Origin of the sequence: Hallerella sp. (assembly GCF_022776125.1) — a bacterium.
GTDB classification, from domain to species: Bacteria; Fibrobacterota; Fibrobacteria; order Fibrobacterales; family Fibrobacteraceae; genus Hallerella; species Hallerella succinigenes.
On the sequence record NZ_JALFIA010000089.1, the window covers coordinates 1 to 11,424 of the forward strand.

Below are 11,424 nucleotides of genomic sequence, written 5' to 3' on the forward strand. Positions count from 1 at the left end.
AAAATCCGGTGCGATGCTATCAAGCTCTGCTGCAAAACGGACGAGCTTTTGTTTTGAAAAGAGAGGATCCACATGCAGATCGGTGAAGAATACTGCGGTAAAAGGTGTTTTCACAGACGCATGCGAAACTGTCGCATTTCGAATCTGATAATGAAAATTCATCGGGACGCCGATCAAGAAGAAAAGCATCGCCATCAAAAATCCGATGCCAAAAGCAATCCGATGCCCCCGTAAAAGCTTCACCGAATCGAAAGGTTTTCGAACCACCACCCTTCGCACAAGCCGAAAGAAGTCCCAAAAAACAAAGACCAAAGCCGCTTCGCAAAGCCAGACCGTGAAAAAAGCTTCGACAAGAACTCCTGCCAAAAAGCCTCGAGCAAAGAATCCCCCCGCAAAAACGAGGATGATTGCCGCAGAAAAGAGCGTTCCGCGCACTCCCGGAATGACCGTTCTAAAATGGAAAAAAAGATACAAGGCGAGGAGCAGAAAAATAAAGAGGAATATCATCACGAGTCCCTAGAAGACAACAATTTAAAAACTTGCATTCAAAAAAAATGCTTCCCATATGCGTTTTTGGTGTATTTTGAAAATAAGATAAACAAGGAGTTTTTTATGGTTTCCAAGAAACAAGAACCTCTGCTCTCTTATTTGAATACTAAGTTCCTCGAAAGCGATGCAGGTCGCCAAGTCCGCATCCTCTCGGAATTTCGCGCTCCGGGAGTTGTCTTGGACGAATGCAACGTCCGAAACACGATTACGATGTTCGGTTCCGCAAGAACAATCGGCGCGAAGGACTTGAAGAAGAAACTCAAAGCAGCAAAAGACCCGAAGGAACTCAAGCGCTTGGAAAGACTTTCCAAGGTGGCGGAATACTACGACGCAGCACACGTTCTCGGCAGGCTCTTTGGCAACTGGATCAAGAAACACAAAGAAGACTGCTTTGCGATATGCACAGGTGGCGGTCCAGGCATTATGGAAGCGGGTAACCGCGGAGCCCATGACGCAGGCGTTCCGTCTATCGGCTTTAACATCAAGTTACCGTTTGAACAGCATCCGAATCCGTACATCGATCCGGAATTGAACCTGCAGTTCCGCTACTTCTTCATTCGCAAGTTCTGGTTCATGTTCAAGGCCCGCGCCCTAATCGTGTTCCCGGGAGGCTTTGGCACTTTGGACGAGCTTTTCGAAACGCTGACCTTGATTCAGACGAATAAGTTGCACAACAAAATCCCGGTCGTGCTGTTCGGCGAAGAATACTGGAAAAATCTCATCAACTGGGAATTCCTGGTCGACACCGGAATGATCAACGCAGAGGACCTGAAGATCTTCCACATGACAAGTGACATCGGCGACGCATACACTTATGTGACACAGATGTTAGAAAAACAGAATAAGCTCCAAACTAAAACCGGAGTCCATTACTTCGGGTACCACAAATAGCTAAATTGCGCGCGTGATTGAAAATCGATTTGCAGAATTTTTCGACCGTCTATCGAGAAAGCTCGCTGTTCGCGAACATTACACCTTAGACGATTACCAGTGGTGGCTCGACCACAACCCCGTCTACTTGCATAGCGGAGCTGTGGAACGCATTCAGTTGCTCGACCGTTTGACCTTGGACGGCACCAACGACCTGTTCCGTGCCAGCTATTGGATTGAACGTCCGGGCGACGACGAACGCCATGGCGAACGCAATATTGTCGTAAAATTCTGCAAATATTACGTGCCTCCTGGATCGAACCGTTTGCATCGTCTGAACATGATCATCAGTTCGTTCGAAGATGAAATTCGCATCAACAATCTGATTCGTGCAACGAACGTGGAAGGCGTCGTCCAAAGTCTGGGCGGCGGTATTGCCGGTCGACTTCCCTACTTGAAGATGGAGCTGATTAAAGGTTGCTCCCTCGACAAAATGTTCAAGACGGAAATTTCAAAAGATGAAATCATTCCACGCGTGGCACAGATCGCTTACCTTGCAAACACAATCAGTCAGCTGCACTACTATCAAATCGTCCACAAAGATTTGAAGCCTAAGAATCTTCTCTTGTGCCAAGATCCTACGCATATCAACAATCATAAGATTCTAATCTGCGACTTCGGCTACGCCCAGGCGAAACTGCGGGAAAGCGTTACGGAATACGGTGGACAGATGACCCCTGCTTACAGCGCCCCGGAACAGGCCGTGATGGGTGAAAACCTTTCCAGCTCCGTGGACTATTTTAGCTTCGGCATCATCATGCACGAATTTTTGACCGGCAAAAATCCATTCCCGGATACGATCAAAATTTTCACCGAAGACCACTATCACATCACGGAACGCTATCTGGAATACCTGCGCACAGGTAGACAGAATACGTTCTTCGACGACCGCTTCCCGGAGATTCACGACTGGATTGACCAGCTCACCACCTTCGACAGCATTGAACGTATGCAGAAAAGCGAAAACCTTTTCAACATCGCACATAAGTTGCGCGAACGCGTGAACGCACTCGGCTACCGCGATGTCAATACAGACTTCTTGTGGAATCAGCTGCGGGAATACCGCGGCGAAACAAAACGGTAATCACTTTCGAGGGATTTTCATGGCTCGTTTTCTGGCTTATTGCAAGTCGCCTTTGACGATTTGCATTCTATTCGTTCTTGTTCTGGGAATGCTGAATCTAAAGATTCAATTTGCTCCGGAAATCGCCGAATGGTCGCGCGAACGTGCGGCTGTCGCTGACTTTGACAATTACTGGGAAAGCGAAGGCGCGCAAAGGTTTAAAGACGTGGGAGTCGAACCGACCGAAAAGATTTACAACGAAGAACTCGATGCACATCTAAAAAAGTTCCGGGCAAGAAATCCGACGTTCATCCCCGAAAAGCGTATTGCGCAGATGAAGGAAGATTTTCAGGCTTGGTGGGAAACGACCGGTAAAAAGTCTTACGCGGTAAACGAAGTCACTCCCGACGAAAAGCTTTACAAGCAAGAGCTCAAACGTTACATCCAGGGCTACACGAAAACCATTCCGGAATATCAGCTGTTCTTTATCCCTGAAGATTCAAGCATTACGGCCTTGTTTACCTGCTGGTTCTTATTCCCGGGAGCGCTTTCGTTCCTAGTTTTTGCGGTGGGATTTTTATTTGCAATGAAGGTTCTTGAAAAGCGCTGGGGATATTTGCAGTCGAGCCTTTTCTTTGCCGTAGGAACGATCTTTGGAGGATTTGTTTTTATGGGAACGCTTTCCCTTTCGTACTTCGATCGTTATGCGTACATGCCGTACATGGGTATGAGCCTTTCGATGGCGATGCTTTTGGGAATTGCAGCATTCGGTCCGAAGAATGACGTTTCAAAACTTTCGACTGCGGGAGCCATTCTGATTCTTGCCGTAGACGTTCTGACGAACTGGAACGCAAACCCGAACCTTTACGGCTGGGTGGCAATTCTCGAAATTGCATTCTTCGGCATCGGAGCGTTCCTCGGATTCAAGGTTCCACGCCTGACCGGCGGCAGCGTAAAATCCCAAAAGTCCGTCGTCGCAGAAGAAGTGACAGTGAACCCCAAGGTTCGCACGCGTGAGGATCTAAAGGAGGCGTTAGACCTTGCGAATAAAGCGGAATACGAACACGCAAGCCTAATCCTTTCCAAGTCCTTTATACAGCTTCTGCGTGAAAATCCGCTCGACATTCCAACCATTGAAAAAACGGTAGAGTCGATGCTCTATCCGCATTTCTTCTTCACGATGCCGGGGTTGATGTGGATGTCTTGGGGAGCCGAAGCCGCCAAAAAGAAATTACCCCGAATCGCGATCGACCTTTACGAAAAAGGCGCTTCCATTGAACAGGACACGAAAAACCGACGCCGTGGACTTTTTTGTGCAGCGGACCTCCGCCTCAGGGAACACTTAGAGGAAGATAAAGGTCGAGAAGAGCTCGAAATGGTCATTCAAATGGACTCGGACGACATTTTGGCGGCAGAAGCTCGCAAACTGCTCGCGAAATAGCTATTTTAAGGATTACTATGAGTAACGCTGAAATTTTTGATTCGACTTTTGCCCTGACGATTCTCGTCATCTTGGCAGTGGCAGTCCCTCTGCTCCTCCTCTTTTCGAACTGGGTTCTCCATCCAGGTAAGATCAAGAATACGGAAATCAAGGGTACCGCTTATGAATGCGGTCTTGCACACGTCGCCGGCACGGCAAACGAGCGCTATCCGATCAAGTACTATATGGTCGCCATGCTCTTCCTCGTATTCGATATCGAAGTGGCATTCCTCTACCCGCTCGCTGTCGTTTTCCTTTCGAGCCCGTGGAGCTTGCTTGCCGTGCTCCTCGCCTTCTTGCTCATCCTCGAAAGCGGTTACCTCTATCTCTACCGCAAGGGTGTTCTCGACTGGAACAAGTTGTCCGACTAAGTTAGAGGCTTCAAAGTTTCAAAAGCGTCGCAATCCGCGGCGCTTTTTTTGTACCCAAATCAGATGTAAAACATTTTTCGAATTCTAGAAAGCTTCTCGGAGGTAGATCGTGAGCCCGAGATGTTTCCCGTCGACGAGCGAGAAGTCACAACGGACATAAGTCTTTTCGGACTTGTTCAGCAAAAGCCTTCCCCCAAAGCCCGGAGCGTAATGCCAATCGTTTCGGGCGAGCTTTGAAAAGTAAGGTCCAACTTTACCCGCTTCAAAGAAAATCGTTCCCGCCAAGCGCCAAAAAAGAGTCTTCCGGAATTCAAGTTGCACTGTCAAACTTTGACGGTCGAGGAACATTCCCCGTTCAACACCGCGGAACCTTTTAATGCCGTCCAACGTGGCGAGCATATCGAACGGTACGTCTCCCTTGCGAATGTCGTAATAGGCACCTACCGCAACCGAAGTTCCCCAAAAGAGATAGGTATAAGATCTAAGATCGATTTCCTGAGCAAAGAAATCGTAATCGCCGCCAAAAGCCTTGGTGTAAAAGATTTGACGGAATTGACCGTATACACCGAAGACCGGCCAGTTGATATTATCCCGCATATCGAGCGTCACTTGATAACCTAATCCGGTCCGCAGCCCCGCAGAATTCCGCGGACTCGAAACATCTCCATTGTGGAAAGAAACATCATTCGTTTCAAAGTAAAAGTACGGGCCAAAAGTGAGGTACCGCGCAAAGGGCGGCGGAAGCACTGCAATATCTACCGGAACACTCATCTTGAAGAGATCCATATCGTAACGCGTATAGACGTCTCGGTTCGGATCGTTTCCAATGCCGTAATACTTTGCTCGCCAGTTCCAATAGATGAACGAAACGTCCGAATGCAAAAGTCCACCGAGCAGATACAGATCCGGCGAAAGGTTTACCTCGAGCTGACCCTCAGTCGTTCCCATCACGGCAAAGTCCACAGACGTCGCGTTCGCTCCCGGGAAATCGGGCCGCGTAAAAAGCAGAACCATGGCGCCGTACTTGAGACCGGTCTCTTCCGCATAGCCCAGCACGGGCAGCGCTGCAAAACGTTGAAAGTCCTCTTTCGCCGTAGAATCCCCCTGCGCAAACGCCTTCTGCAAAAGCAGCACGAACAAAAGGCATAAAAACAGTCCGTGGCGATACTTCATCGTTCTCCTTTCAAATCTTCGCGAACGACTTCTTTGGCAAAGCGTTCCACCCAATGCGGATTTGCATTTAAGCAGGGAACGCGCTTGAAGCTTTTACCGCCCGCTTTTTCAAATACGTCTTTCAGTTCGACGTCGATTTCAAAAATCGTTTCCAAGTTATCAACCATAAAGGATGGGCAGACGACTAGCAAGTCTTCATGCTTTTGGCCGAATTCCTCGGCAAGAGCTGTGGAATAAGGTCCAAGCCATTTAACCGGACCAAACCGGCTCTGATAGGTGATGTAAATGCGAGCGTCGGGATTCATCGCGGTCAGCTTGCGACGGAACCAGTCGACTTCCGCTTCACAGTCTAAGCTGTACGGATCACCAGAGGCGACCCAATTCTGCGGCGTACCGTGGAACGAAAAAATAATCGGACATTTTTTGTCCCAGACTTTCAAAATTTCTTGCAGGGTTTCGTCGAGCCAGACTTCATTCTGCGGAAAACCGTCGATAAAGTGCATGCGAAGTTCGGGGTATTTTTCAAACGCCGCTTTGGCAAGATCATACACGGCAACAGTCGTCACCATGGAACGCTGCGGATAAAGCGGAATGACCCGGATGTCTTTTTTCCCGAGATCTGAAAGTTCCTGCAACGCATCTGCAATCGAAGGCTTTGCGCCGAATTCAAACGCATAACGCACCGCAATTTGGGAACCGACCGCTTGAGCGATTCCCTTGACAAAAAGGCGCGTGTAATAGAGGAGCGGCATTTCTCCCACCCCGGCGCTATCGATCAAATCCTGGTACTTTTTCGCGCTTTTCACAGAACGCTTCGGTGCAATAATATGCCTTAAAAGCCAATTCCAGTAGAACGGAGGATTTCCGAGCGTGTGGCGATCTCCCAAGAATTCCACCAGATATTTTTCTACGCTCTTCGGAGAAGCATCTTCCGGAGAACCTAATTGCACGAACAGAATTGAATCGAACATAACATCAGTTTAGAAAAATCGGCTATATTTCCATTGGCGTAAGGAGCATATATGACACTTGCAGAGAGAATTCAGAAACTTTTAAGTGAGGCGGAACAGGGACTTGTAGAACGTGAAAGCATTTTACGTTTGCTCTACCTTGCCGTTCTCACTCGGCAGCCGACCTACCTGTACGGCCGAGCCGGCTCTGGCAAACGTTCCGTGCTGCAACACATGCTCGCCGGCTTTAAAGATCTCGATGTGCAGACCTACGGCTGTCGCAGTTTCAATCTGCCGACAAAACCCGCAAACATCGCCATCTTTACAAGCTTCGACAGCGGATTTCCTCCGATGACAAACGCGATCAGCGCGGTCATCGGCGAGAATCTCGCCAACGAAATCATCCTCTCCGGAAGACTGCGCCCCGACTCTTCTCTTTCACAAGCGGGCATAGCCGACAGCATCCACCTGGTCCTCACCTTCCCGGATACCGTTCCGCCCAGCGCTTTGAAGGATCTGCTTTCGGACGCAGGCGACCCGTCAAACTACAGTATTTCTGAAGACCTGAAAATTTCCCAGGCCGAAGTCGAGAAGTGGGCCTGCGAAATTGAAAAAATTCCGATTTCTGACGACAGTCTCTTCATTCTCAAGGCGATTGCTGCGGAATGCGAGCGCAGCAACATTTACATTTCGGCACGCCGCTGGCGTGGACTTGCCAAGATGGCTCGCGCCCAAGCCTTCTTCGCGGGCCGTTCCGAAACAAGCGTTGCCGATATGCTGTTCCTTTCCGAAGATCTTTGGGGAAAACGCACCACGAACGAAGCCATCGCAAAGGGTTTTGCCAACGGCATAAACGAGTTCTTGAACGCCTATGCTCCGGATCCGGAAAACCTGCGAAAAACTTCTCAGGATCTTTTGGTGACCGCCGAACATTTTAAGAATTCGAACGGCAACCGCTACAAGACGACCACGATCAACGGTGAAGAATACATTAGTTATTCAATCACGGTTTTCAACGAACCGATTACGCTGTATGCGCCACTTTCCCGCATCGGCACAAACGAAGACTTCCACCCGTTGAACGCCTTGCACCATGTGGAAACCCGCGCCAAGTGCAACTACATGGGCGGCGACGTCTGCAAAATTTCGATTGATTCCAAGGCAAAGCGCAACGGCATGCGTGCCTCGAGCATTATGCAGAACAGCCAGTCGAATTCTTCGAACCTAGCCCCTGTTTTCGAAGACTATGCAAAGCTCCCGTCCGAAATTATCCAGACAAACGATCCGGAAATCATCGAACGGAACAAAGTCGGTTTGCAGAACGCCCACGAAAAACTTTACGACGTCATCACGCAAGCCGTGCAAAGCCTCAAGAGTTTAAAAGCGCTCTATACCAAGTGTTCGGACTATCAGAACGACCCGTTCCTGCCGATGCGCCCGTACAAGATTTTCATGGATTTGATCTTAAAGCGCTATAAGTCTCTGAGCTCGTTCAGCAAGGAACTGCAACAGTACGAAGCGGCCATCGCCCAAGCTTCGACAGGCATTCAGTAATCAGCGGAACGCAAAGTAAACGGCGCCGATCAAGCAAAGCGCAGACCACAAGTAATCGAGCTTCAGCGGCTGATTCATCATGAAAACCGCAAAAGGAGCAAAGACGGTCAGCGCAACCACTTCCTGAATTACCTTGAGCTGTACCACGTTCAGTGCGGTATAACCGTAGCGGTTTGCCGGCACCTGAATCATATACTCCATTAGAGCGATTCCCCAGCTGACAATCGCTGCGATAATCCAAGGCTTATTGCTTAAAAACTTAAGATGCCCATACCAGGCAAATGTCATAAAAAGATTCGAGCAGACTAACAGGCCTGCCGTAATCAATGCAACTTTCAACATATTTGAACTTCTTGTTTTGAATGGCGATGACGCCGCCATTTTACATTCGGGCGATACGCATTTTTACGTACAAAATAAAGCGACACCAAGACGTAAAAGACAAGTGCCGCAGCGGAATGCAAAATCACAAATCCCGCAAAAAGAACCGCCGCTCCTAGCAGCACACCCACCGAAATTTCTTGGACGTCTGCCAATGAAGCTTCGTCCAAAGTTTCAAATTCCACAGGCGAAAGTCCCCACAGAGAAAGCAACAGAGATTCGCCCGAAGTCTCTTCGTCTAAAGTCTGCACCGCCGCAATTTCCTGATCCATCTGCGTCTGCAAAACGCGACAACCGCTAAAATCGAACGCATAGCTAAGCGCCAAAGCAAGAGCCATCGCAAACATCAACGAGTTCCGCCCACGCAGCGCAAAGCGCATCAGCAGGCAGCTGAAAATGATTCCCGCCAAAAATTCAATCGAGTACGCAAGCGACCAGCCAAACAAAATTCCGAACGCATCCGGAAAAATGGAATACAGCGGAGTCAAAAGGCTTAAAGCACCCGCTACAAACGCGAGGACTTTCCACACGATAAACATCTTGCGCTTTTCAGGCAGTTCCGGCAGCGTGTGTAAAAAGGCGTGCAGCAGATAAACGTTCCCCCATGTAAAAATCAAAAAGAGGAACGCAAGGAACACATCGAGTAAAATGGAGGCTGTCGAAAAGATCGAAAGCAAACCAGCAAATTCCATCGCATACAAGCCCGCATATCCAAGCGTCGCAATCGGAAGAACGAGCGCCGAAAGAATCGCGAGAATTATGGGAATCTTGACCGGTTGACGTCTCATTTACACTCCGAGTTCAGCAAGACCGTCGTCACGGATCACGAGCAGAATCGCATTCTGACCGACTACTTCGTAACGTTCACCGTTGATTTCAATTTCAAAAGCGTTTCCGTGCAAATAAAGAGCCTGATCGCCCTCTTCCACCTGAAGCGGTACATAATTGATCGGATCCGAAGCATCCTTCAAAAAGGAATCCGGATCGTTCGACGGAATCGGATAGCCCGGGCCGACTTTGACCACGGTTCCCGTGTGAACGGCGTCCTTTTCACGGACCCCCGGCGGCAAATAAAGTCCACTTCCAGTCTTCGAGGCGGCTTCTTGAGGCTTTAGCAAGATGCGGTCCCCGATCATCACAATTTTTTCCACATTCTTATCCATATGCTTTAAAATTAGAATTGTTCACCGCCATCTGGAAATCTCATTTTCCGTTTTGATGGAATTTTTAAAATCCCGTAGCAAGCAAGAATCGCAAGTACAGAAATTCCTAGCCACAGAAGGTAAGATTCCAAGCTCATGTATGCGCCAAAATTCATAAAGTAGCGTTGCGCCGCTTCACCCGTCCAATTTGCCGCTTCCATTTCCGAAAGGATATTTTCAGAATTTATCGGAAGATAAAAATGCGAAAGCAAAAGTTGAATTCCCACTAGAGAAAAAATCTGATATTTTTTAAGTTCCCATGAATTCAACACTTCGCCCAGTGGCAACAACAAAAGCGGAATCAGAGTCGCCAAATGCCGGCTCTCACTGTCCAATGCAAACACCATCAGCAAGGCAAAAATCAGCGCAAAACCCACAGAACGATTTACGAATGCTTTTACAAAATTTCTAAATGTAAACGCAACTAAAATGGGCAAGATTCCGTAAAAAGCGACATGTCCCACAAAAGAAATCAGCGGATACTTGAGTGGACGCAGCAAAATCTGTAACGCAAAAATCGAACTGCTACTAAAGAATTCTTCATTTGTATGAATTTTGAGGAAGATTTTTACAGCTACCCAAATAAAAACGGAAAGCGTCAAAAATTTCCAATCGCATTTTTTCACAAAGTTTCCACAATTCAGGCGGAACCGCGGAATGCAACGGAAAACGCCCCAAAGCGCCGCAGAGATAAACAGGATCGACGCCGCTGTCCAAGCTAGGTTAGAATCCCGCATCAGCAAATTCGTCACCACAATTCCATGTCCCGTCATCTTTAGCACCGCAATCACCAAAACAGCGAGCGCGCTGTAAAGCAAAGCCCATTTTCCCGAGAGATTTCTCCCTTCTTTTTCAAGCGAAAACGGTCTGTCAAAAGCAACGAGGAAAATGCACTGCAACGTAATCAGCGGCCAGGTTATCGCGCCTAAAAGAGCGATTCCCAAATTTCCCCATTTCATTCCTTTCAAATAAAAGTAAAGGCTCAATAGGGAAAGTGAAATGGCAAACGCATCGCTTTGAAAAGGTTCATAGCCACAATTCTTGAGCGTAAAAAAGTTCAAGAAAAAGGCGGCAAATAAAAGGATTTCGGTTGCCGGCTTCCACTGCACAATTTTGGAAATCCGAGAAAACAAAAATATCTGCAACAATAAATTTAGGCCATGCAAACCAAGCATCGCTTTCATCAAATTTTCATGAGTTGTCGCGACATGGAAAAATTTAAATCCATAGTGAATGGCACAAAACGGAAAAATTCTCTGAATGCGAAAAGCGTCGTAGCCCTGATTCCAAAAATCGGCTGAAAAATTTTCAGCCACTAGACGGTAAAATTCCCCATCAAAACCCGCCCCATCTTGAATCGGGATTTTCTCTCCGAATAGGCTTATCGCGAAGAGAAGAAAGAGAATAGAAAATAATCCCAACTTTTTCATAAAAATCTTCCACGATTTTATTTTAATGCTATGGCCAAAAGTACATTTTTTACCGGACAGCCGGTCTTCGCGCAACTCTGCAAGTACCTCGACAGGGACGAAGTCCTCAAAATCAGCATGGAATCTGGCGGAGCACGCTGGGGGACGCCAACGCAAAAAGGAGTGAGTCGATCTTTGGAGACAACAATTTCATGCCGAAGCACGCGAACTTGGACGATGGCGACGTTCGTCTTTCACAAGATCGGCACGACGCACAGGGCGAGGATCGTTTCATATGTTGAAACGAAGACATCCGGAAGGGGATGCAAGGAGCAGGAAGTCCAGCTACCCATTTTTGTAAG

12 protein-coding genes are annotated in these 11,424 nt (G+C 48.0%); 5 read left to right on the forward strand and 7 right to left on the reverse strand.

What is annotated here, in order from left to right; genetic code table 11:
• A partial coding sequence (locus MR847_RS10660; RefSeq protein WP_287723731.1) for a hypothetical protein occupies window positions 1-507 on the reverse strand: 507 nt, incomplete at its 3' end.
• A gap of 105 nt (window positions 508-612) precedes the next feature.
• Between MR847_RS10660 and MR847_RS10665 the strand changes: the two genes are divergently transcribed.
• Genes MR847_RS10665 through MR847_RS10680 form a run of 4 tightly spaced genes read left to right on the forward strand, consistent with a single transcriptional unit; the run spans window position 613 to window position 4,393 of the window.
• The gene (locus tag MR847_RS10665; RefSeq protein WP_106519340.1) at window positions 613-1,440 is read left to right on the forward strand and encodes an LOG family protein; all 828 of its coding nucleotides are present in this window, start codon (window positions 613-615) and stop codon (window positions 1,438-1,440) included.
• Window positions 1,441-1,453: 13 nt separating this feature from the next.
• Window positions 1,454-2,563, forward strand: coding sequence for a protein kinase domain-containing protein (locus tag MR847_RS10670; protein ID WP_100425427.1), 1,110 nt, complete (start codon window positions 1,454-1,456; stop codon window positions 2,561-2,563).
• Window positions 2,564-2,582: 19 nt separating this feature from the next.
• On the forward strand, window positions 2,583-3,983 hold the full coding sequence (locus tag MR847_RS10675) for a rhomboid family protein (RefSeq protein WP_287723732.1): 1,401 nt from the start codon (window positions 2,583-2,585) through the stop codon (window positions 3,981-3,983).
• A 17-nt stretch (window positions 3,984-4,000) separates the two neighbouring features.
• The gene (locus MR847_RS10680) at window positions 4,001-4,393 is read left to right on the forward strand and encodes an NADH-quinone oxidoreductase subunit A (RefSeq protein ID WP_287723733.1); all 393 of its coding nucleotides are present in this window, start codon (window positions 4,001-4,003) and stop codon (window positions 4,391-4,393) included.
• Between the two features lie 84 nt (window positions 4,394-4,477).
• Here MR847_RS10680 and MR847_RS10685 read toward each other — a convergent pair whose 3' ends face one another.
• Together MR847_RS10685 and hemH are read right to left on the reverse strand one after the other, a co-directional pair.
• Window positions 4,478-5,566 carry a BamA/TamA family outer membrane protein gene (locus MR847_RS10685; RefSeq protein ID WP_100425424.1) on the reverse strand — a complete coding sequence of 363 codons (1,089 nt, stop codon included), beginning with the start codon at window positions 5,564-5,566 and terminating at the stop codon, window positions 4,478-4,480.
• Window positions 5,563-6,537: a ferrochelatase gene (gene hemH, locus MR847_RS10690; RefSeq protein WP_287723734.1), complete on the reverse strand. Its 975-nt coding sequence runs from the start codon at window positions 6,535-6,537 to the stop codon at window positions 5,563-5,565. Before hemH ends, MR847_RS10685 begins: the two co-directional genes overlap by 4 nt.
• A gap of 51 nt (window positions 6,538-6,588) precedes the next feature.
• Between hemH and MR847_RS10695 the strand changes: the two genes are divergently transcribed.
• Window positions 6,589-8,070 (forward strand): hypothetical protein, encoded by a 1,482-nt coding sequence (locus MR847_RS10695; protein WP_100425422.1) that lies wholly within the window; start codon window positions 6,589-6,591, stop codon window positions 8,068-8,070.
• Here the strand turns inward: MR847_RS10695 and MR847_RS10700 are convergent, their stop codons facing one another.
• From MR847_RS10700 to MR847_RS10715, 4 genes are read right to left on the reverse strand one after another with little or no spacing between them, the layout of a single operon-like run.
• Window positions 8,071-8,412, reverse strand: coding sequence for a DMT family protein (locus tag MR847_RS10700; RefSeq protein ID WP_100425421.1), 342 nt, complete (start codon window positions 8,410-8,412; stop codon window positions 8,071-8,073). It lies immediately after the preceding gene.
• Window positions 8,406-9,239, reverse strand: a complete 834-nt coding sequence (locus MR847_RS10705) for a hypothetical protein (RefSeq protein ID WP_287723735.1) — start codon at window positions 9,237-9,239, stop codon at window positions 8,406-8,408. Before MR847_RS10705 ends, MR847_RS10700 begins: the two co-directional genes overlap by 7 nt.
• On the reverse strand, window positions 9,240-9,614 hold the full coding sequence (locus tag MR847_RS10710; protein ID WP_106519326.1) for a co-chaperone GroES: 375 nt from the start codon (window positions 9,612-9,614) through the stop codon (window positions 9,240-9,242).
• An 11-nt stretch (window positions 9,615-9,625) separates the two neighbouring features.
• Window positions 9,626-11,158, reverse strand: a complete 1,533-nt coding sequence (locus MR847_RS10715; RefSeq protein WP_287723736.1) for a hypothetical protein — start codon at window positions 11,156-11,158, stop codon at window positions 9,626-9,628.
• Window positions 11,159-11,424: the final 266 nt, after the last annotated feature.